General features: G+C 64.6%; 17 protein-coding genes and 1 pseudogene. 2 read left to right on the top strand and 16 right to left on the bottom strand.

Annotation, left to right across the window (positions count from 1 at the left end; all coding sequences use genetic code 11):
• Positions 1-99: 99 nt before the first annotated feature.
• Complete coding sequence (locus LB555_RS24175) at positions 100-1,944, top strand: aminopeptidase P family protein (protein ID WP_224683960.1); 1,845 nt, start codon at positions 100-102, stop codon at positions 1,942-1,944.
• 138 nt (positions 1,945-2,082) lie between these two features.
• Here LB555_RS24175 and LB555_RS24170 read toward each other — a convergent pair whose 3' ends face one another.
• Both LB555_RS24170 and LB555_RS24165 read right to left on the bottom strand, forming a co-directional pair.
• Positions 2,083-2,379, bottom strand: a complete 297-nt coding sequence (locus tag LB555_RS24170) for an AzlD family protein (RefSeq protein ID WP_023769676.1) — start codon at positions 2,377-2,379, stop codon at positions 2,083-2,085.
• Positions 2,376-3,104 (bottom strand): AzlC family ABC transporter permease, encoded by a 729-nt coding sequence (locus tag LB555_RS24165; RefSeq protein ID WP_140615647.1) that lies wholly within the window; start codon positions 3,102-3,104, stop codon positions 2,376-2,378. The genes LB555_RS24170 and LB555_RS24165 overlap by 4 nt, the downstream gene beginning before the upstream one ends.
• Before the next feature lie 161 nt (positions 3,105-3,265).
• On the opposite strand from LB555_RS24165, the gene LB555_RS24160 reads away from it, so the two are divergent.
• Positions 3,266-4,024, top strand: a complete 759-nt coding sequence (locus LB555_RS24160; RefSeq protein WP_140615645.1) for an SDR family NAD(P)-dependent oxidoreductase — start codon at positions 3,266-3,268, stop codon at positions 4,022-4,024.
• 26 nt (positions 4,025-4,050) lie between these two features.
• Here the strand turns inward: LB555_RS24160 and LB555_RS24155 are convergent, their stop codons facing one another.
• The 14 genes and pseudogenes from LB555_RS24155 to murD form a co-directional block, all read right to left on the bottom strand.
• On the bottom strand, positions 4,051-4,743 hold the full coding sequence (locus tag LB555_RS24155) for a DUF2461 domain-containing protein (protein WP_224683959.1): 693 nt from the start codon (positions 4,741-4,743) through the stop codon (positions 4,051-4,053).
• Positions 4,740-6,944, bottom strand: coding sequence for an NAD-dependent DNA ligase LigA (gene ligA, locus LB555_RS24150; protein WP_224683958.1), 2,205 nt, complete (start codon positions 6,942-6,944; stop codon positions 4,740-4,742). The genes LB555_RS24155 and ligA overlap by 4 nt, the downstream gene beginning before the upstream one ends.
• A 152-nt stretch (positions 6,945-7,096) precedes the next feature.
• Positions 7,097-8,770, bottom strand: coding sequence for a DNA repair protein RecN (recN, locus tag LB555_RS24145; protein WP_140615641.1), 1,674 nt, complete (start codon positions 8,768-8,770; stop codon positions 7,097-7,099).
• 184 nt (positions 8,771-8,954) lie between these two features.
• A complete protein-coding gene (locus LB555_RS24140) occupies positions 8,955-9,824 on the bottom strand; it encodes an outer membrane protein assembly factor BamD (RefSeq protein ID WP_015317218.1) in 870 nt (289 codons plus the stop codon).
• Positions 9,825-10,086: 262 nt separating this feature from the next.
• On the bottom strand, positions 10,087-11,037 hold the full coding sequence (gene lpxC / locus LB555_RS24135; protein ID WP_140714587.1) for a UDP-3-O-acyl-N-acetylglucosamine deacetylase: 951 nt from the start codon (positions 11,035-11,037) through the stop codon (positions 10,087-10,089).
• A gap of 280 nt (positions 11,038-11,317) precedes the next feature.
• Positions 11,318-13,003, bottom strand: coding sequence for a cell division protein FtsZ (gene ftsZ / locus LB555_RS24130; RefSeq protein ID WP_140615637.1), 1,686 nt, complete (start codon positions 13,001-13,003; stop codon positions 11,318-11,320).
• Positions 13,004-13,069: 66 nt separating this feature from the next.
• Positions 13,070-14,277: pseudogene (ftsA, locus tag LB555_RS24125) on the bottom strand (cell division protein FtsA).
• A gap of 86 nt (positions 14,278-14,363) precedes the next feature.
• Positions 14,364-15,305, bottom strand: coding sequence for a cell division protein FtsQ/DivIB (locus tag LB555_RS24120; protein WP_224683957.1), 942 nt, complete (start codon positions 15,303-15,305; stop codon positions 14,364-14,366).
• Positions 15,293-16,219 carry a D-alanine--D-alanine ligase gene (locus LB555_RS24115; protein ID WP_015317213.1) on the bottom strand — a complete coding sequence of 309 codons (927 nt, stop codon included), beginning with the start codon at positions 16,217-16,219 and terminating at the stop codon, positions 15,293-15,295. Before LB555_RS24115 ends, LB555_RS24120 begins: the two co-directional genes overlap by 13 nt.
• A gap of 301 nt (positions 16,220-16,520) precedes the next feature.
• Positions 16,521-17,486: a UDP-N-acetylmuramate dehydrogenase gene (gene murB / locus LB555_RS24110; protein WP_224683956.1), complete on the bottom strand. Its 966-nt coding sequence runs from the start codon at positions 17,484-17,486 to the stop codon at positions 16,521-16,523.
• Positions 17,483-18,883, bottom strand: coding sequence for a UDP-N-acetylmuramate--L-alanine ligase (gene murC / locus LB555_RS24105; RefSeq protein ID WP_015317211.1), 1,401 nt, complete (start codon positions 18,881-18,883; stop codon positions 17,483-17,485). The genes murB and murC overlap by 4 nt, the downstream gene beginning before the upstream one ends.
• A complete protein-coding gene (gene murG / locus LB555_RS24100) occupies positions 18,880-20,007 on the bottom strand; it encodes an undecaprenyldiphospho-muramoylpentapeptide beta-N-acetylglucosaminyltransferase (RefSeq protein WP_224683955.1) in 1,128 nt (375 codons plus the stop codon). Before murG ends, murC begins: the two co-directional genes overlap by 4 nt.
• 1 nt (position 20,008) lies before the next feature.
• Positions 20,009-21,160 carry a putative lipid II flippase FtsW gene (gene ftsW, locus LB555_RS24095; RefSeq protein ID WP_015317209.1) on the bottom strand — a complete coding sequence of 384 codons (1,152 nt, stop codon included), beginning with the start codon at positions 21,158-21,160 and terminating at the stop codon, positions 20,009-20,011.
• Positions 21,160-22,560, bottom strand: coding sequence for a UDP-N-acetylmuramoyl-L-alanine--D-glutamate ligase (murD, locus tag LB555_RS24090; protein WP_224683954.1), 1,401 nt, complete (start codon positions 22,558-22,560; stop codon positions 21,160-21,162). The genes ftsW and murD overlap by 1 nt, the downstream gene beginning before the upstream one ends.
• Positions 22,561-22,563: the final 3 nt, after the last annotated feature.

Raw genomic sequence — 22,563 nt, 5'->3', positions numbered from 1 at the left:
TCACCAGGCGGACGCTGTAGCAGTTTGCACCAGCTGGAAAATCGATTCCGCTTTCCAGGCCCATAGGTTACGGTCGCGCTGATACCAAGGAGGCCCATCATGTTCCAGACCTTCGATTCCGCGGGCGATCCGGCGGTCGGCAAGCCGCGCGTGGCGCTGCTGCGCCAGTGGCTGGGCGCCAATGGCCTCGATGGCTTCATCGTTCCGCGCGCTGACGAGCACCAGGGCGAATACGTCGCCGACCGGTCGGCACGGCTGAAATGGCTGACCGGCTTCAGCGGCTCGGCCGGTGTCGCCATCGTGCTGCGCGACCGTGCCTTCGTCTTTGTCGACGGGCGCTACACGCTGCAGGTGCGCAATGAGGTCGATCTCGGCATCTTTTCGATCGAAAGCCTGGTCGACAATCCGCCCGCCGTCTGGCTCAAGGACAACATCGGCAAGGGGGCGCGGCTGGGCTTCGATCCCTGGCTGCACACCATCGGCGAGGTCAAGGCGCTGCAGGCCTCCGCCGACAAGACCGGCGCGGTGCTGGTGCCGCTCGACAGGAACCCGATCGACATCATCTGGAAGGATCAGCCCGCCGCACCCGTGACCCCGATCGAGCTTCATCCGATCGGCTTTGCCGGCGAACTCGCCAAGGACAAGCTGGCGCGGCTGGCGACGGCGATCGGCAAGGACGGCGCCACCCATGCGGTGCTGACCGACCCATCATCCATCGCCTGGGCCTTCAACATCCGTGGCGGTGACGTGCCGCACACGCCGCTGGCGCTCGGCTTCGCCATACTCGCCGCCGACGGGTCGCACCAGCTTTTCACGGATCGGCGCAAGTTCTCGCGCCAGGTGGCGGCCTACCTCACCCAACTCGCCGATCCGCATGAGCCCGGGGAGTTCGAAGCGGCGATCGCCGCACTTGCGAAAAGCGGCGCGAAAATCGCGCTCGATCCGGTGCTGGCCGCCGACCGGCTGCGCATGCTGGTCGAGGACAATGGCGGCACGGTGGTTGCCGCGCCCGACCCTGCCCGCATTCCGCGCGCCACCAAGAACCAGGCCGAGATCAACGGCTCGCGCGCCGCGCATCGCCGCGACGGCGCGGCGGTGGCCAAGCTGTTGTGCTGGCTGGAGCGCCAGAAACCCGGCTCACTCGACGAAATCGCGGTTGTCACCAGGCTCGAAGAAACCCGCCGGCAGACCGGCGAGGAAACGCAGATGCCGCTGCGCGACGTCTCTTTCGACACCATTTCGGGCGCCGGCCCGAACGGCGCCATCATGCATTACCGCGTCTCGCGCGCCACCAGCCGCAAGCTTCAGGCCGGTGAGCTGTTCCTGCTCGATTCCGGCGCGCAATACCAGGACGGCACCACAGACATCACCCGCACCGTGCCGATCGGCCAGCCGACCGAAGAGATGCGCGAGCGCTTCACGCTGGTGCTGAAAGGCATGATCGGCATTTCCACGCTGCGCTTCCCCGCCGGCACGCGCGGCTCGGAGATCGACGCCGTCGCCCGCATGGCGCTGTGGAGGCATGGCTGCGACTTCGCCCATGGCACCGGCCACGGTGTCGGCTCATACCTGGCCGTCCATGAGGGTCCGCAGCGCATCGCCCGCACCGGCACCGAAAAGCTGCTCGAAGGCATGATGCTGTCGAACGAGCCCGGCTACTACAAGGAAGGCGCCTACGGCATCCGCATCGAGAACCTCATCCTGGTGACGCCGGCCCAACAGATCGAGGGCGGCGACATCGCCATGCACGGTTTCGAGACGCTGACGCTGGCCCCGATCGACGTCAGGCTGGTGCGATCGGATCTGCTGACGCGAGACGAATTGCACTGGCTCGACTCTTACCACGCCCGCGTGCTGGCCGAGATCGGTCCGATGCTCGACGGCGAAACGCTGGCCTGGCTGGAAAAGGCGACGGCGCCGCTGCCGCACGACGCGAAGATTTGATTTTCTGAAGCGCTGAAGGGCGTGTCGAGGTTCAGGCCAGGCCGGTTCGAAAACGGTTGATACGGAGAACCGGATTGGAGCACCGAAGCGCAGGTATCGGCCGTCTGCGGGCCGGAATCACTTGGATATCGATACGCCCTACCCGACGAACTGGCGCGCTACGATCAATACAGCCGCGCCCGCCAGAAACATCGCCATCAGCCCGCCACGCAGCGCCACCAGCGCGGAGACGACCAGCGCTGCCCACTCCGCCGGGCCCGCGCCGAGCGCCGCCGGCGCCACCAGCGTCGTCAGCACCGCCGCAGGCACGGCGTTGAGCCCGGCCTCGACGCGCGGATGGATGTGATCGAAACGCGAGATGACCAGATGCCCGCCAATACGGGTGAGATAGGTGGCGATGGCGCCGGCGATGATGATCCAGAAGGTCGTGCTCATGGCCTTGTCTCCACACCGCTGTGATGCGGCGGCAGGACGACGGCGAGCAACACACCGGCGATGGCGCCGATCGAAACGTGCCAGGGCGAACCCACTGTCTTGTAGGCGATGATCGAGGCGCAGGCACTGGCGACGACCACCGGCAGCCACAGCGGCCGCTTGCGGAAGCCCATCACCAGGCCAAGGAAATAGATCGGCAGCAGGAAATCGATGCCCAGGGCATGGGGATCGGGAATGAGCTTTCCAAACAGCGCGCCGAGCGCGCTTTCGATGGTCCAGAATACATAGACCGGCAGCCCAAGTCCCAGATACCAGGCAAAGCCGACGGTCTGGCCCGACTGGGCCCTGGCCTCGGCGACGGCGAATTGCGGATCGGTGAGGATGAAGAAACCGAGCGCCTGCTGCACCCCGGACCAGTGCGCGATGCGCCGGCCAATGCCGGCGGAATAGAGCACGTGGCGGAAATTGACGGCGAAGATCGACAGCACGATCAGCCACGGCGCGACATGCTGGCCGAACAGTTCTATGCCGACCATCTGGCTGGCGCCGCCGAAGATCAGCGCGCTCATCAGGAAGGCTTCGAAAACGGAAAAGCCGTTGTCGACGGCGATCGCGCCGAACAGCAGCCCGAATGGCGCCGCCGCCACCACGACCGGCATGGAGAGCCGTACGCCTTGCCAGAAATCGCTTTTCACGCCGTTCTCGGAAATTGCTTGCGCCGACATGTCTCTCCCCGGTCAGAGGGCTGATGTAGGAAGCACTGCCCGGCTTGTCACACGAATTCGCTTGAGCCAAACGATCAGCGGAAATGATCCCTGTTAGGATTCACGCGATATCCTATTGTCGCCCGGCAGGCATTTGGCAGAAATACACGAGGGGGATTCTAATGATTGCTTATGATTTCACCGGCAGGCACGCAGTCGTCACCGGGGCCGGTGGCGGCATGGGCGAGGCGATCACGCTGGCGTTGCTCGATGCCGGCGCGTCGGTCACCGCCATCGACGTCAAGCCACGCCCGACAGCGCTCGCCGCCTATGACGACCGGCTGACCTTCGCCCAGGGCGACCTCACCGACGCCGGCTTTGTTGAACGGACCATCGGCGCTGCGGGCCGCGAACGCGGCGGTATCGACTATCTCGCCAATGTCGCAGGCGTGCTCTGGTTCGGCCGCGACAAGTCGGCTCTCGAGATGGACCTCGACGTCTGGGACCAGGTCTTCAACATCAACCTGAAATCCTTCGTGCACACGGCGCGCGCGGTTGTTCCGCAAATGCGCGCAGGCGGGCGTGGCGGCGCCATGGTGCATTTCTCGACCATCCAGTGGTATCGCGGCGATCCGAAGCCACAGGATGCCTACCAGGCGTCGAAGGCCGGCGTCTGCGCGCTGTCGAAGTCGCTCGCCATGCAGTTGGCCGGCGAGCGCATCCGCTCCAACGCCATCTGCCCGGGCATGGCGCTGACGCCGCTGCAGGCGCGTTGGGACACCGAGGAGAAGCGCGCCGCCGTCGCCGACTACACACCGCTCGGCCGCATCGGCACGCCGCAGGACATGGCCAACGCCGCGCTCTTCCTGCTTTCCGACGCGGCAAGCTACATCACCGGAATAGAGCTGGCCGTCGATGGGGGTCTCCTGATGCGGATGTAGCCCGCCCTGTCCAACGGATCGGAAAACTAACCGGTCACCTTGCCCTGGATCGCCCTGCCCCAGTCGAGCAGCGGCTTGGCGCGTAATGTAAACTCGACAAGCTCGTCGACCAGCGCCGGCGCGTGAATTTCGGTCGGATTGATGACACGCTGGACGACGAAATGCCGGTTGCGCACGGCCTCCGCGAGATCGGCGTCCGCGATCTGCTCAAAACCGCGCGGCGCCCGCTTCATGCGGCCTTCGGTTTCGAATTCAAGGCCGTTTTTCTTCAACGTTGAAAGCAGCTTGCGGAATTCGCCGGGCCGATCGGTGATCGCCTTGCGCATCGCCAGCAAGAGCGGCGGCTCAGGGTTCCACCAGGCCACGTCGGCAAAGCAGCGCTCGAGCCCGATATGCACGTAGAAGACGCCCAGGCCTGTCTTGCTGCCGTCTGGTGACAGAATGGCCGAAACATGCCTGTTGTAGGGACGTTTGTCCTTGGCAAAGCGGACGTCGCGATTGATGCGGAACAGCGATTTCTTGCGGTCGCCGCGCAGACCAAGCCCCGCCGTTGCGAAACGCTCCGTAAGGACCTCGACCAGATCGCCGATCGGCCCATGCAGATCGCTGTCGAAAAGCGCGCGGTTCTCCGCAAACCATTCGCGGCTCTGGTGGAAATCCAGCGCCTTGAAGAACGGCATGGCTTTCGGACCAAAACCTTTGAACGTTCCGTCCGTCACGACTTGCCGACCCGCTGCAGCCAGGTGTCCTCGTCGATGACCTCGACGCCGAGTTCGCTGGCAAGCTTGAGTTTGGAGCCCGCACCCGGTCCCGCCACCAAAAGATCGGTCTTGGCCGAAACCGAACCGGCCACCTTGGCGCCGAGACGTTCGGCCATCGCCTTGGCTTCGGAACGGGTCATCTTTTCCAGTGAACCGGTAAAGACAATCGTCTTGCCGGCAACTTCGCTGTCGGCCGAGACGGTAACGATATAGGGCTTCGGCTTGACCTGTTGCAGCAACTTCTCGAGCACCTCGTCATTGCGCTCGTTGCCGAAGAAATCGCGCAGCGCATCGATCACCGTATCGCCAATGCCGTTGATCGACGGGAAGACCGAATGCGGATCCTCCGCCGCCGCCGTCTCCTTGCCGACCCGGATCAGCTCCTCGATGGTCGAGAATGTTCGCGCAAGCACGGCGGCCGTCGTCTCGCCTATATGGCGGATGCCGAGCGCGAAGATGAAGCGGTCGAGCTCCGGCTCGCGGCGCGAATCGATGGCCGCGAACAATTTGTCGAGGCCTTCGTAATTGCGGTCCTCGACGCTGCGCACATTCTTGCGGGTCTTGCCGGATGCGGCCTCGCGTTGCCTGGCCTGCTCCTCGCGCCGCTCGGCCAGCGCCTTGGTCACGGCGGGGCGGCGCTCCCTGAGCGTGAAGATGTCGGCGGCTGTCTTGATCAAACCCGCATTGAAAAACGTGTCGATGTTCTCCGCGCCCAGGCCTTCGATATCCAGGGCGCCGCGCGACACGAAGTGGCGCAGCCCTTCCACGGCCTGTGCCGGGCAGATCAGTTCGCCCGTGCAGCGGCGGCGCGAATCCTCCTTGCCGGTCTTCTCGTTGATCTCGCGCGTCGCCGGCGAGCCGCAGATCGGGCAAGAGTGCGGGAATTCGTACGGCATGGCATCGGGCGGACGCTTGTCGATGACGACGCTGACGATCTGCGGGATGACATCGCCTGCCCGCTGGATCACCACCGTGTCGCCGATGCGCACGTCGATGCCGTCGCGGATCGGCTGGCCGGTGCTGTCCAGGCCCTTGATATAATCTTCATTGTGCAGCGTGACGTTCTCCACCACCACGCCGCCGACCGTCACCGGCGCAAGCCGCGCGACCGGCGCCAGCGTGCCGGTTCGGCCGACCTGGATGTCGATCCTCTGCACGGTCGTCATCGCCTGTTCGGCCGGGAATTTGTGCGCGACGGCCCAGCGCGGCTCACCGGTGACGAAACCCCAGCGGCGCTGCAGCTCCAGCTGGTCGACCTTGTAGACGACCCCGTCTATGTCATAGCCGAGCGACGAGCGTTGCTCCTCGATCAGGTGATAATGCGCGACCAGTTCCTCGACCGATTTCGCCCGCACCATCAGCGGGCTGATCTTGAAGCCCCAATCGGCGAATTTCTGCACCGCTTCATACTGCGTTGGTGCCGGATCCGCCGTCGTGTAACCCCACGCGTAGGCAAAGAATTTGAGGTTGCGGCTGGCGGTGACGGATGGATCCTTCTGGCGCAGCGACCCGGCCGCCGTGTTGCGCGGATTGACGTAATCCTGGCCCCCCACAGCCGCCGAGCGCGCCTTGAGCGCCTCGAATTCGGCATAGGTCATATAGACCTCGCCGCGGATCTCGATGGTCTCGGGCCAGCCTGAACCCTTCAGCTTGGCGGGAATGTCGGCGATGGTCCTGAGGTTGGCGGTGATGTCCTCGCCGACAGCGCCGTCGCCGCGCGTCGCGCCTTGCACGAACACGCCCTTTTCGTAACGCAGCGAAGCCGACAGCCCGTCGATCTTCGGTTCGGCGGTGAAGGCAATGTCGAGGTCCTTGTCGCGGTCGAAGAAGCGCCGGCCGCGCTCGATGAAATCGGTGACGTCGGCGTCGGTATAGGCCTTGGCGAGGCTGAGCATCGGCACGGCATGGCGCACCTTGGTGAAGCCTTCCGCCGGGGCGGCACCCACCCTGAGCGAGGGCGAATCCTCACGCACCAGCCCGGGAAAGCGCTCCTCGATGGCAAGATTGCGCCGCCGCAGCGCGTCATACTCGGCGTCCGTGATCGTGGGCGCGTCCTCGGCATGGTAGCGCCGGTCATGACCGGCGATCTCCTCGGCAAGGCGCTGGAGTTCGGCTTCAGCCTCGCTTTCGCTGAGCGAATCGACAGGTTTTTCGGCCATGCTTTTTGTCCCTGAACGGTGGCGCGCCACAATAGAGCATGATCTTGAAAGGTGGGAACCGGTTTTCGGAAAAGATCATTCCTGAACAGCAGGATGGAGCCATATCCTGACTCGCCCCATGACGCCTGATCGTCTCATGACGCCGGATCGTCTCATGCCGCGTTTGTATTCTCGCGCAGCAGCCGCTCGGCGGCGGCGCGCGCCTCGTCGGTGATCGTGGCGCCGGCCAGCATGCGAGCGATCTCCTCCTGCCGCGCAGTCCTGTCCATCTCGGCAATTCCGGTCGCGACACGGTCGGTGCTGCCCGATTTGGAGATCAGGAAATGTGTTGCCGCGCGCGCTGCCACTTGCGGCGCATGGGTGACGGAAAGCACCTGGACGCGCTTCGACAGCCGCGCCAGCCGCTGGCCGATGGCGTCGGCCACGGCGCCGCCCACCCCGGTGTCGATTTCGTCGAAAACCAATGTCGGCGCCGAGCCACGGTCGGCCAGCGCCACCTTTAACGCCAGGAGAAAGCGCGAAAGCTCGCCGCCGGAGGCAACCTTCATCATCGGCCCGGGCCGCGTGCCAGGATTGGTGCGCACCCAGAACTCGATCTGGTCGATGCCCTCTTCCATGCGCGCCCCGGCCTCGCTCTTCATCTCGACGATAAAGGCCGCGCGTTCGAGCTTCAGCGCCGGCAGTTCGGCCATCACCGCCTTGGTCAGACCGACCGCCGCGGCATGGCGAAGCGAGGACAGCTGTGCGGCGGCGATATCATAGGCTTCGCGCGCGGCGGCCGCCTGCTTTTCCAAGCCGTGCAGGCGTTCTTCGCCGGCGTCGAGATCGGCGAGATCGGCAACCATCGTGTCGCGCAGCTGCGCCAGGTCGTCGACGGCGACGCTGTGCTTGCGTGACGCCGCGCGCAGCGAAAACAGACGTTCCTCGGCTTTCTCCAGCCGCTGCGGATCATACTCCGTGGCACGAAGCGCGGCCTCGACGCCCGACTGCGCCGCGTCGAGAGACAGCATGGCTTCGTCCAGCGACTTCACCACGTCCTCGAGCAGGCCGGGCGCCTCCGTCGCCTTGCGCTGCAGCCGTCTCAGCAGGCTGGCCAGTTGCGGCAAGGGCGAGGACGGGCCCGACAGCACATCCTGCGCGTCGTGAATTTCGGAAGCGATCTTCTCGGCGCGCATCATGTGGGCACGCAGCTCGGCAAGTTCGGTTTCTTCGCCCGGCTGCGGATCGAGCTTGGTCAGTTCGGCAACCGCGGCGCGCAGATAGTCGGCTTCGCGCGCGGCGGCTTCCACCTTGGCGCGATGGCGCGTCAGCTCCTGCTGGGCGGCGCGCCAGTGCCGCCATGCCTCGCCGGTCGAGCGGACGGCGCCGAGATGGCCGCCGAAAGCATCGAGCACATCGCGATGCGCGCCGGGATCGACCAAGGCGCGCTCGTCATGCTGGCCGTGAATCTCGACCAGGGCGCGGCCGACATCGCGCATCAGCGTCACGGAGGACGGCTGGTCGTTGACGAACACACGGGTCCGGCCATCCGCCGTCTGCACGCGCCGCAGGATGACGTCGCCATCGTCCTCGATGGCGTTTTCGGCGAGCAGCGCGCGCACCGGATGGTTGCGCGGAACATCGAACACGGCAATGACCTGGCCCTGGGACGCGCCGTGGCGCACCAGCGAGGCATCGCCGCGCGCGCCGAGCGCCAGCGACAAGGCATCGAGCAGGATGGACTTGCCGGCGCCGGTTTCGCCGGTCAGCACGGAAAGGCCCGGCTGGAAGTCGATGTCCAGCTTTTCGATCAGGACGATATCGCGGATCGACAGTCTGGAAAGCATGAGAAACCGGACCTATTGCATGCCGCCCAAAAGTGGACCCGGTTTCGGGATAACGACAGGCACGAAAAACAAAAGGATAAAGCGGCACCCGACAGTTGGAGTCGCAGCGCCGCACTATCTTTTTGTTTGAGCTTCGGATCAATCCGAAAAAGCGCGCTGCGCACTTCGCTCGGAGGCTCCGCGGTCAGGCGCCGGTGATCAGCTTCCCGGCCTTGGATATCCACGACCCGGCATTTTCACGCGGCGCCAACCCGTTGCTCTGCAGCAGCTTGTAGGAATCCTTGTACCACGAACTGTCGGGATAGTTGGTACCGAGCACCGCGGCCGCCGTCTGGGCCTCCGAGGTCAAGCCCAACGCGTAATAGCTTTCGGTAAGGCGCGCGAGCGCTTCCTCGACATGGCGGGTGTTGGAATAGTTTTCGACCACGGTGCGGAAGCGTTTGACGGCGGCGATGTACTCGCGGCGCTCCAGATAATAGCGGCCGATCTGCATTTCCTTGCCCGCGAGCTGGTCGTTGGCGAAGCGGATCTTTTCCTTGGCATCGTCGACATATTCCGACGTCGGCCAGCGCGTCACCAGGTCCTGCATCGTCTGCAGGGTCTGGCGTGCTTCCTTCTGGTCCTGCGTCACATCCTTGATCTGGCGATAGTAGCTCAGACCAATGATATACTGGGCATAGGCCGCGTCATCCGTGGACGGATAGAGCGCCAGGTACCGCTTCGCCGACTGGATCGCATCGTCGTAGCTGCCCTTTCGATAGTCGGCGAACGCGCCCATCACCATCGATTTGCGGGCCCATTCCGAATAGGGGTGCTGGCGGTCGACCGCGTCGAATTTCTTGCTTGCCTCGTCCAGGCGGCCGGCGTTCAGATTGGCCAGGCCCTGATTGTAGAGAACGTCGGCCGGTTCGGTCTGGTCGACATAGGTCGACAGGTCGATGTCTTTTTCCGACGACATGCAAGCCGCCAGAAAGAGCGATGGAACAACCACCGAAAGCGCCAGGAAAACAGACCGCTGCGGCGCTTTCGATTGACCAACTCGCTTGAAGAACATGATTGGATTGCGCCCTTTCGGCGTTATTTTAATGCTCGTTGCATGCAGTTGTCCCAAAACTGGTCCCCACCTTTGAGCGACATGCACTAATCGACGGCAGCAGCCATAAACCATAACCGCCTTGCCCGGCAACGCTATGTCCAGCCAATCGCGCATTTTTGTGGCGGCGGACCGTGGCGTGAAAATCTACGCAATTTCGCCGATGGATGATGCATTCATGCAACACCCATACCGCCATGGAATCCGAAAAAGATTAAGAAAATCAGATCATCCAGGGCGCATAGAGAGGCGCATTGACGGCGTTCATCTCGGCGGCGCGACCACGCTCGCGGCGTGTCGTCTCGACGATCTCGAAGGCGGTGCGGTCCGACAGCAGGCGCCGCAGTGCGGCGGCGTTCAGCCGATGGCCGCCGCGATAGGAGCGGAAACAACCGATGAAGCGCGCGCCGGCCAGCGCCAGGTCGCCCATGGCGTCGAGCGTCTTGTGGCGCACGAACTCATTGGGATAGCGCAGGCCGCCCATATTGATGACGCGGTTGTCGTCACCGATCACTAGGGAATTTTCCAGCGAGGATCCCAGAGCATAGCCGGCGGCCCACAGCCGCTCGACGTCCTTCATGAAGCCGAAGGTGCGGGCCCGCGCGATGTCGCGGCGGAAAATATCGGCGTTGATGTCCGATGCGAAGAGCTGACGGCCGATCGCCGGGCTTTCGAAATCGATCTCGACCTCGAAACGGGTGCCGTCATAGGGCCTGAACTCCGCCCAGGAGGCGCCGTTCTCGATGCGGACCGGCTTGACCACCCTGATATAGCGCCGCTTGACGGCCAGCGTCTCGATGCCGGCCTGGTCTATGGCTTCGACGAACGCCATGGCGCTGCCGTCGAGGATTGGAACCTCGTGGCCGTCGATCTCGATGATGACATTGTCGATGCCGAGCCCGAACAGGGCGGCCATGATGTGCTCGACCGTGGCGATGTGCTCGCCCGACGGATCGCCAAGCATGGTGCAAAGGTCGGTGGCGCCGATCTCGGAAAACAGGGCGCGGAACTCACGGCCCTGCCCGTCTCCATTGAGGAGCGCGAACACGATGCCGGTATCGGCATCCGCGGGCAGGAAACTGATGGAAACTTCTTTGCCGCTGTGAACGCCGGTGCCTGTAAGCGACGCGCGCGTCTTCACTGTCGTCTGGTGGTCGTGCAAGACAATCCCCATGAGCCCGTAATGCCTAGGTCCGCTTCTCCAGCCCGAGGGCGCGGCTCTTGTTAAATCGGCAGGCAGGGCGACTTCCCCCGAAATCCCGGCAAACCGACTATGGTAGGCAGCGAAGATAATGTCCCGGCAAGGAGACTCCAAATCACGGTTTCTTACTCTTTGTAACCGCGAACTGGAACATGTACGATGTCATAACCCGTTGATTATGCGGTATTTTAAACGTTAACAGGCAAGCAATTTCTTGCCTGCCTGTTAACAATTGTTACAGTCCGTTAACCGCTCAGTTGGCCTGGCGGCGCAGGAACGCCGGAATCTCCAGCTGATCGTCGTCCTGAGTCGCCCTGGTCTGCGGCGTCAGGCGGCCCTGATCGTCCAACTGGCCGCGCCGCGGCGCGTAAAGCTGGGCGTCCTGGCTGGCGAGGCGGCGCACTTCCGGTGCCGCCTGGCGCAGCTTGGGCTCGCGCGGCTGCGCCGGCTGCAGCCGTGCGGGCTCCTCCTCGCGGCGGGTCAGGCCATTGGTCAGGCGCTTCAGGAGGCCCATCGGGCCGCTGTTCTCGTGGTCGGCCGGGCGGCTCTTGGCGTCGACCTCGGCCTTGACGACCGGCGGAAAGTCCTCGACGCGCGGCATGCGCTGCGGCGCCATCGCCACCGGCTGCTGGACTTCACGCAGCATTTCGCGTGGCTGCGGAGCCGGCTGCATCATCTGCTGGACGACCGGCTGCACCATAGGCTGCGGTTGTGCGGGCGGCGCCTGGAAGATCTTGCTCTGCGGGCGGAAATCGTCCGCATGGGCGACAGGAGCCGGACGAGCCTGCGCCATGGCCGCGGCATTGGCTTCGGCCAACTGGATGGCTTCGGCGACCGGATCGGCGGCGCGCGGCTCATACACCGTCTGCTGGACCGGCGTCGGGCGGCTTTCCACAGGGGCGACGGCCGGCCGGGCAGCCTGCTTCGGCGGGGAGGTCCGGATCGAGATCGGCGCCGCGGCGATTTCAGCCGCCGACTTGTCGATGCCGGTGGCTACCACCGAGACGCGGATGACGCCTTCGAGTTCCTCGTCGAACGTGGCGCCCAGGATGATGTTGGCATCCTGGTCGACTTCCTCGCGGATGCGGGTCGCCGCTTCGTCGACTTCGAACAGGGTCAGGTCGCGGCCGCCGGTGATCGAGATCAGCAGGCCCTTGGCGCCCTTCATCGAGGTCTCGTCGAGCAGCGGGTTGGCGATCGCGGCTTCCGCCGCCGCCATCGCGCGGCCCTCGCCCGAAGCCTCGCCGGTGCCCATCATCGCCTTGCCCATCTCGCGCATCACCGAACGCACGTCGGCGAAGTCGAGGTTGATCAGGCCTTCCTTGACCATCAGGTCGGTGATGCAGGCCACACCGGAGTAGAGCACCTGGTCCGCCATCGCGAAGGCGTCGGCGAAGGTGGTCTTGTCATTGGCCAGCCGGAACAGGTTCTGGTTGGGGATGACGATCAAGGTGTCGACGCATTTCTGCAGCTCCTCGATGCCGAAGTCGGCCGTCTTCATGCGGCGCTGGCCTTCGAAGTGGAACGGCTTGGTGACGACGCCGACAGTGAGAATGCCCTTCTCGCGCGCTGCGCGGGCAACAACCGGAGCAGCACCCGTACCGGTGCCGCCGCCCATGCCGGCGGTGACGAAGCACATATGGGTGTTGGTGAGATGGTCGAGAATCTCGTCGATGCACTCTTCCGCCGCCGCGCGGCCGACTTCCGGCTGCGATCCGGCACCGAGCCCCTCGGTGACATGCGCGCCAAGCTGGATCAGCCGAGAGGCCTTCGACATGGTCAGCGCCTGCGCGTCGGTGTTGGCCACGACGAACTCGACACCGCGCAGTCCGGCGGTGATCATGTTGTTCACGGCATTGCCGCCGCCGCCGCCCACACCGAACACGGTGATGCGCGGCTTAAGCTCGGTGATGTCCGGCTTCTGCAGATTGATAGTCATTGTCTCCGTCCTTTGCCTTTCACGCCGCTTCGCCGCCGCGGCCGCCTATGGGGCTGTCCCCGTCAATTAGAAACTGTCTCTCAACCACTGACTCATGCGATGCAGTTTTCCACCCGTTCCGGTCATTCTGAGACCGGAAATGCCTTTCGCCGGATGGCTCTCGAAGCTCGCCATCTGCGGATAGATCAGAAGCCCGACCGCGGCCGAGAAAGCCGGGCCTTTCGCCGCTTCGGGCAGGCCCGCCACGCCGAGCGGGCGACCGATGCGTACATTGCGCCCCAGGATGCGGCGCGCCGCTTCCGGCAGGCCGGCCAGCTGGCTGGCGCCGCCGGTGAGCACGACGCGCTTGCCGACCGCATTGCCGTAACCGGACTTGTTCAACCGGTCACGCAGGAGTTCGAGCGTCTCGTCGATGCGGGCGCGCACGATGCGCGTCATCACCGAACGCGGGATCTGCAGCGGCACGTCGCCATCGTCGCCGATCGGCTGGATCGAGACCAGGTCGCGGTCGTGGGGGGGGCCGAGCCGTGCATCACCTTCAGCCGTTCGGCGGCGTCGAGCGAGGTCGAAAGTCCCTTGGCCATGTCGAGCGTCACATGGTTACCGCCGATGGCGATGGCGTCGCCATGGACGAACTTGCCTTCCGAAAACACCGAGATCGTCGTCGTGCCGCCGCCCATGTCGATGCAGGCGGCTCCGAGTTCCAGCTCGTCGTCGACCAGTGCCGCCAGCCCGCTGGCATAGGGCGTCGCCACCATGCGCTCGACCGACAAATGCGAGCGGTTGATGGAGAGCTCCAGATTGCGCATCGGCGCCGCATCGCCCGTCAGCACATGCATGTCGACGCCAAGCGTGTCGCCCACCATGCCACGCGGATCGCGCACGCCACGCTCGGCATCGAGCGAGAAGCCGACGGGCAGCGAATGGACCACCTCGCGCTCGGCCTTCAGCGCCTGCTTGGCACCGGCGCCGAGCACGCGCTTGATGTCGGCTTCGTCGGCCTCGTGGCCGCCAAGATTGATGGTCGCCGAGAAGCTTTCGCTCTTCAGCCGGCCGGCGGTCATGTTGACGATCAGCGAATCGACCGTCAGCCCGGCCATGCGTTCGGCGGCGTCGACGGAGAGGCGAATGGCATGCTCGGCTCGGTCGAGATCGACGATGACGCCGGACTTCACGCCTTGCGATTTCTGGTGGCCGATGCCGATGACCTGGATGCGATGCGAGCGGCCGCGCAGGAGCTTGCCGTCATCGTTCGGCTTCAGCTTGGCCACCATGCAGCAGACCTTGTTCGAGCCGACATCCAGCACCGTCAGGGTGCCCGACCGGCGCGACGAGGCATCGCCAGAACCGCCAAGCCAGCTCATATCTTCGTCTCCGGCTTGCGCTTCAGGGTTTTCGGCTTCTCGTTGAGCGCGGCTTCGCGCTGCGTCGCCGCCTGCGGCGTCAGCTCCACGACCAGCCGGTCTGTCAGGCGCATGTCGACGGCGGCGATGTCGCGCGACAACAGTCCCTTGTCATGGTCCATCTTGACGAGTTCGGCGAGCGCCTGGTCCTCGTCATCCTCGGGCAACTTGATGGTGATGCCGTTGTCCAGCTTCAGGTCCCAGCGCCGCTCGCCAACACGGACATAGCCTTTGATGCGGCCGGCGAGGTCGGGATAGTGTTCGACCCTGGCCAGGAAATCGGGCGCCTTGGCGGGCGCGCCGGTGCCGATCAGCAGCGGCAGGAGCACCTGCTTGCCGCCCGAGAACGGCGCGATGACGGCGCCATCCTTCTCGATGACGGAGAGATCGTTGCCCTGCTGCCAGAGCGCGAAAGCCGCACGCTCCTCGACGCGCACTTCCAGCGTGTGCGGATAAACCTTGCGCACCGCGGCAACCTGGATCCACGGCAGGGTGGCGATACGCTCCCGTGCGGCTTCGGCATCGAAGCCGATCAGCGACGTCCAGCCATCGAGTTCCAGCCTGTCGAGAATGTCGATCTCCGAAGTCTGGCGGTTGCCGACCACCTTGACCTGGTCGACCGCGAAGCCGGTGCGGGCGGTGATGCTTTGAATGATGCCGTCGGCGTGACCACCCAGGTAGGCGCCATAGGCGCCACTCGAGACCAGCAGCACCGACGACATGATCGCGGCGGAGAAGCGCGGCGCCTGGAATTCACCATCGCTCAGACGCGTCAGGATGCGTACCGGGCGGCGAAGCACGCGCGGCAGAACGAAATGGTCCAACGACAATGGCAGGCCGAACAGCGACGGCCCGGCCGCGCCCCTCACCTTACCCTGTCCCCATTTCAACGCAGACACGAAGCGTCCTCCACCATCCAACTCAACAATTCACCAAACGAATGCCCGGCATGGGCGGCAATTTCAGGCACCAGAGACGTCGGCGTCATGCCCGGCTGAGTGTTGACCTCGAGCCATACAACCTCGCCATTTTCGGAGTGACGATCGTCATAACGGAAGTCCGACCGGGAAACGCCCCGACAGCCGACAGCTTGGTGAGCCTTGAGCGCCAGTGTCTGTATTTTTTGGTAAATATTCGGTGAAACTTTTGCGGGGCATTCGTGTTTTGATCCGCCCGCGACATATTTTGAATCATAGTCGTAGAAGGAATGGCCCGTCGGGATGATCTCGCAGACGCCAAGCGCCACATCGCCCATGACGGCGCAGGTCAGCTCGCGCCCATGGATGTAGCGCTCGACCATGACGGTATCGCCATATTTCCATTCGGACGACCCGATCACCTGCGGCGGGTGCGACTGCCCCTCCGACACGATGACGACGCCAAAGCTCGACCCCTCGCTGACCGGCTTGACCACATAGGGCGGCTTCATCGGATGCTTGTTCTGGATGGAGAACCGATTGGAGACCTTCGATTCAGCAACGGGGACGCCGACCGATTTGACGATCTTCTTCGCCTGCTCCTTGTTCATGGCAAGCGCCGAGGCGAGCACGCCGGAATGGCTGTAGGGAATGCCGAGATATTCGAGGATGCCCTGGATGGTACCGTCCTCACCAAAAGGCCCATGCAGCGCATTGAAGGCGACGTCAGGCTTGAGCTCGGCAAGCACCGAGCCGACATCGCGCCCGACATCGACGCGGGTGACCTGGTAACCCTCCTGCTCCAGCGCATCGGCACAGGCCTTTCCGGAAGACAGAGACACGGGCCGCTCGGACGAGAAACCTCCCAGCAATACGGCCACATGCTTGCTTTTCATTCCCCGTCATCCCCTCTCACCGCGGACCAAAAACACAAGATTTCCGCAACATTGAGTCTGAGTCTCCCGGCAGGTTGCCCCCCCAGACGGAAAACGCTGAAACGCGTCGAACGACTCAAATCAGGAAACGCTTCAGGGCAGAGAATCAGAGAGTTGATTCACTGGCAAGCACTTATGATTCCGAGAGATTCACTTTCTGAGAAAATGGATGCGAAAACCGTGTCGCTGAGTCTTTGCGGCAACGATTTCACGGTATTTCGATCCGGTTGAAGTTCACGCATCACGTGAACTTCAAGAGGCGCTAGAGAAGCTGGCCGAGGAACTCCTGGACGGCATATCCGGAACGGAAATTGCCGATGCGCTTGATCTCCCACTGCAACCGGATGCCGGAATGCTCGAGCACCCGCGCGCGCACCGTCTCGCCGAGATATTCGAGGTCGTAGCCGGTCGCCGTTCCGGTGTTGATCATAAAGTTGCAGTGCATCGGCGACATCTGCGCACCGCCGATCATCAGCCCGCGGCAACCCGCCTTGTCGATCTCCTTCCAGGCCGACGTGCCTTCCGGATTCTTGAAGGTCGAGCCGCCCGTCTTCTCGCGGATCGGCTGCACGGTCTCGCGATGGTTCTGCACCGCATCCATCGCCGCCTTGATCACCGCCCTGTCCTCGACAAAGCCTTCGAAAACGGCCGAAGTGAAGATCAGCCCGGCGGGCGCCGCCGAATGGCGGTAGGCATAGCCCATCTCGGCATTGCTCAGCGTTTGGGCGTTGCCCGCGCGGTCGAGCGCCCGCACCTCGACGACGCGCTCGCACGTCTCGACCCCGTTGGCGCCGGCATTCATCCTGAGCGCGCCGCCGATAGCGCCTGGAATGCCGTGATAGAAATGGAAGCCGCCAATGCCGGCCTCGAGCGCCACCGCCGCCATGCGCTTGTCTGGCGTGGCGGCACCTGCCTTGATCCTGATCGGGGAAACGACTTCGGCCTCGCCAAAGCCCTTGGCCGAAAGCCTGATAACGAAACCCGGAATGCCGCCGTCGCGGACCAGAAGGTTCGAACCGACGCCAACGATGGTCAGGGGTATCTCTTCGGGAACGGCTCTGAGGAAGGCCGACAGATCCTCCTCGTCCGCAGGCTGGAACAGCGCCTCGGCAAGGCCGCCAGCCCGGAACCAGGTGATCTTGTCCATCTCGGCATTCGGCGTGATGCGGCCGCGCAGACCGGCTAGCCGGCCGCCAAGTCTGTCGATCAGGGCCTGGCCGTTCATCATGGGGCGGCAAGCTCCTTCGGCAGCGCATAGGCCCACTGAGTGATATTGCCGGCGCCGAGAAAGACGACGAAGTCGCCGGGCTTGGCGATGTCGCGGATGACGGGCGCGATGTCGGCCGGTCCCTCGATGTAGCGGGCGTCGCGATGGCCGCCGGCGCGGATACGCGACACCAGCGCGTCCGATGTCACGCCGTCCATCGGCTCTTCGCCGGCGGCGTAGACCGGGGCGACCATCACCGTGTCGGCATCGTTGAAGCAGGCGGAGAACTCGTTGAACAGATCATGCAACCGGGTGAAGCGGTGCGGCTGGGCAATGGCGATGACACGCCCGTTGGTGGCGCTGCGCGCCGCCTTCAGCACCGCCGAGATTTCGACCGGGTGGTGGCCGTAATCGTCGAACACGTCGACACCGTTCCAGGAACCGGTGTGGGTGAAGCGGCGCTTGACGCCGGCGAAAGACGACAGGCCTTTCTTGATCGCCTCGGCCGACAGGCCGAGTTCGTGCGCGACCGCGATCGCGGCGGTCGCGTTGGAGACATTGTGGCGGCCGGGCATCGGCAGGCGCAGGCCCGAAATCGCCGTCTGGCCGCGCCCCTTGCGGTCGCGGATGATCACGTCGAACTCCGAGGTCGCCCCCGCCATGCGATGGTTGGTGAAGCGCACATCGGCCTGTGCGTTCTCGCCATAGGTGATGACACGCCGATCCTCGATGCGCCCGACCAGCGCCTGCACTTCCGGGTGATCGGTGCACATCACCCCGAAGCCATAGAAAGGCACGTTCTCGACGAACTGGCGGAACGCTTCGCGCACATTGTCGAAATTGCCATAATGATCGAGATGCTCGGGATCGATGTTGGTGACGACGGCGATGTCGGCCGGCAGCTTGAGGAAGGTGCCGTCGCTCTCGTCGGCTTCGACCACCATCCACTCGCCATCGCCCATGCGCGCATTGGTGCCGTAGGCGTTGATGATGCCGCCATTGATGACGGTCGGGTCGAGCCCGCCGGCCTCCAGCAGCGTCGCCACCATCGAGGTCGTCGTCGTCTTGCCATGCGTGCCGCCGATCGCCACGGCCTGGCGGAAACGCATCAGCTCGGCCAGCATCTCCGCGCGGCGCACGATTGGCAACAGCTTTTCACGCGCCGCCTTCAGCTCCGGATTCGACTTCTTGATCGCCGTCGAGACGACGATGACCTCGGCGTCACCGAGATTCTCCGCCTTGTGGCCGACGAAGCATTCGATGCCCTTGTCGCGCAGCCGCTGCACATTGGCGCTGTCGGCCTGGTCGGACCCCTGCACCTTGTAGCCGAGATTGTGCAGCACCTCGGCGATGCCGCTCATGCCGATGCCGCCAATGCCAATGAAATGCACGAGGCCGATGGTCTGCGGCATCTTCATGGGTGCGTCCCCTTCCTGAAATCCGATACTGTTTTGCGGGACGCAATAGCCTCTGTGAGGTCGGCGAGCAACCGCGCCGCGTCGGGCCTGCCGACCGACTTGGCCGCGGCAGCCATCGTCGCCAGCCGCTCCGGTTGGTCTATCAGGGCGCCGAGCAGTGCCGCGATGCGCTCGGGCGAAAGCGAGGATTGCACATGCACCTCGCCACCGCCGGCGGCCGCAAGGGCGGCTGCATTGGCCGCCTGGTCGTGGTCGAGCGCGAAGGGATAGGGCACCAGCAGCGCCGGCCGGCCGATGACGGCGATTTCCGACACGGTCGAGGCGCCGGAACGAGAGATTACAAGATGCGCCGCCGCTATGCGCGCCGCCATGTCGGTGAAGAACGGCGAGACCTCGACGGCGACGCCGAGCGTGGCATAGGCCGCCTTCACCCGCGCCACGTCGTCCGCGCGAGCTTGTTGGGTCACGACAAGGCGCTTGCGCTGTGCGTCGGAAAGCAGCGCGATGGCCCCTGGCATGGCATCGGAAAAGAATTGTGCGCCCTGGCTGCCGCCGAACACCAGCAGGCGGAAGGGCTCATCCCCGGTCGAAGCCGCGTAAGGCGTCCTGGCCGCTTCGAGCACAGCCGGCCGGACCGGATTGCCGGTCGTCACCGTTTTGGCGCCGGCCGCGCTTTCATCCTGCGGCAGGAAGCCGCCGGCGATCGCGTCGACACGGCCGGCCAGCGCCCGGTTGGCGCGTCCCATCACCGCGTTCTGCTCGTGGATCAGCGTCGGCACCTTGCGCCGCGTCGCCGCGTAGAGCGGCGGCAAGGTCGGATAGCCGCCAAATCCAACGACGGCCTCCGGCTTGATCCTGCCGATGACGGCGGAGGCCTGACGCACGCCGCTCCAGATTTTCCAGAAGGCGCCGAGCAGGGCGAAGGGATTTTTCGAGCCTAACGTCGCCGACTGGATCGGATGGACGGCCGCCGCAGGAAAATGGGCGGCAAACCGTTCGGCCCGGGTGTCGGTCGCCAGATGCACCGCCCAGCCGCGATCGAGGAGTTCATGCGCCAGCGCTTCGGCTGGAAACAGATGTCCGCCGGTTCCGCCCGCCGCGAGAAGGATAACGCCTCTGGCCATGTCACTCCGCCGGCATGGCGCGCTGCGGCAGGGTAAAGCCCATCTGCTTGCGCTTTTCCGGCCGCTTGCGCGTCAGCGCCAGCACCATCCCCATCGAGATGGCGATGGCGATCTGCGAGGAGCCGCCATAGGAGATGAAGGGCAGCGTCATGCCCTTTGCCGGCACCAGTTGCAGGTTGACGCACATGTTGATGACGGCCTGCAGGCCGAACACGGTGACCAGACCGCCGACCGCATAACGGGTGAAGTCGTCATGCTCCTTGAGCGCCGTGTTGAGACCGCGCAGCACGATGAAGGCGAAGATCGACATGATGAAGAAGCACATGATCAGCCCGAACTCCTCGCCCGCGACCGAGAAGACGAAGTCGGCATGGCTGTCGGGGATGACCCGCTTGACCGTGCCCTCGCCCGGCCCGACGCCGAACCAGCCGCCATTGATCAGCGCATCGCGGCCCATATCGACCTGGAACGTGTCGCCTTCGCCGGTGAGGAATTTGTCGATGCGCAGCGCGACGTGCGGAAACACCGTATAGGCGGCGAAGACGCCGCCGACGCCGGCAGCGCCCAGCACGATGATCCAAAGCCATGGCAGCCCCGCCATGAAGAACATGATGCCCCAGGTGCCGGTGGTCAGCATGGTCTGACCGAGGTCCGGCTGCGCCACCAGCAGCGACACGACCAGCACCAGGAGCAGCATGGCGAACAGATTACCCGGAATGTCGGGCTGGCGCTTGTGCTCGGCGAACAGCCACGCGCACATGATGACGAAGGCCGGCTTGAGGAACTCGGACGGCTGGATGGACAGGCCGGCAAGCGACACCCAGCGGCGCGCGCCCTTCACCTCGACGCCGACATAGAGCACCGCCACCATCAGCACCAGCATCAGGCACAGCATGATCAGCGACATGCGCCGGATCTGCCTGGAATCCAGGAACGAGACCGCCAGCATCACGCCGAGCGCAGGCACGGTGAAGATGATCTGCCGGGTGGCGAAATGGAAACTGTCGAGGCCGATGCGTTCGGCCACCGCGGGACTTGCCGCGAAGGACAACACGATGCCGAGCCCCATCAGCGACAGAAACGCCGCCAGGAACCAGCGATCGATGGTCCACCACCAGGTTGCGACCGGACTTTTGTCGAGACGGCTCTGCATTATCGTGCCCCTCCGATGGGTTTGACGCCATCCATAGCGCTCGCAGCTTGCCTGAAGGCTTCGCCGCGGACCTCGAAATTCTTGAACTGGTCGAAACTGGCGCAGGCCGGCGACAACAGCACCACCGCCTCGCCACTGTCGTCCTTGGCCGCGTCATGCGCGGCATGCTCGACCGCCGCCGCCAGCGTACCCGAGATCTCGTAGGGCACGGCCTCGCCGAGCGTCGCCGAAAAGGCGGGCGCCGCCTCGCCGATCAGATAAGCCTTGGCGATGCGCGGGAAGAAACCGCGTAGCGGCTCGATGCCGCCTTCCTTGGGCAGGCCGCCGGCGATCCAGTAGATGCGATTGAAGCTGGACAGCGCGGGTGCGGCGGCATCGGCATTGGTCGCCTTGGAATCGTTGACGAACAGCACATGGTCCTTGCGGCCAACCTGCTCCATGCGGTGCGCCAGACCCGGGAAGCTTTCCAGCCCAGACTGGATCTCGCCAAGGTTGAGCCCGACCTTGAGGCAAGCGGCGACGGCGGCCAACGCGTTTTGCGCATTGTGCTGACCACGCAGCGAGCCAATGCCTTCGAGGAAGGCTACCCGGCTGTAGCGGCCGTGCACGGCTTCCATCAGATTGGTGCCGTCGGCGAAATAGCCGTCGGTCAGCGGCAGGCGCTTGGAAATGCGGACGACCTGCCGCCCTGCCCGCTCCAGCCGATCGGCGATCTGCGCGCACCAGGAATCGTCGATGCCGATGATCGCCGTCTCGCTGCCCGCCACCAGCCGCTCCTTGATCGAAGCGTAGTGCTGCATGGTGCCGTGGCGGTCGAGATGGTCGGGCGTTAGATTGAGCAGGATGCCGGCCGTCGGATTGATCGAGGGCGCAAGGTCGATCTGGTAGGACGAGCATTCGACTACATAATGCCGGCCAGGCTTCGGCGGATCGAGCGTCATCACCGCACGGCCGATATTGCCACCCATCTGCGTGTCGCGCCCGGCGGCTTGAAGGATATGCGCCGTCAGCGCCGTCGTCGTCGACTTGCCGTTGGTGCCGGTGATGGCGATGAAGGGAGCATCCGGCGCACGCTGCGCCCGTTCCCTGCAGAACAGCTCGATGTCGCCGATGACCTCGACGCCGGCCCCACGCGCCAATTCCACGGTCCAGTGCGGCTTGGGGTGGGTCAGCGGCACGCCGGGTGACAGCACGAAGGCGGAAAAACCGGCCCAGTCAGCGCCACGCAGATCGCCGGTGGCGATGCCGGTGGCGGCCGCCTTGGCGACGCTGCCGGGATTGTCGTCCCAGGCCAGCACCTCGGCGCCGCCCTCGATCAGCGCGCGCGCCGTGGCGATCCCCGAGCCGCCGAGCCCGAAGAGCGATACACGCTTGCCAGCGAAGGATGCGGCGGGGATCAAGTG

Source organism: Mesorhizobium sp. BR-1-1-10, assembly GCF_020165595.1.
Lineage (GTDB): Bacteria > Pseudomonadota > Alphaproteobacteria > Rhizobiales > Rhizobiaceae > Mesorhizobium > Mesorhizobium australicum.
This window is presented reverse-complemented; position numbering and strand designations above follow the sequence as displayed.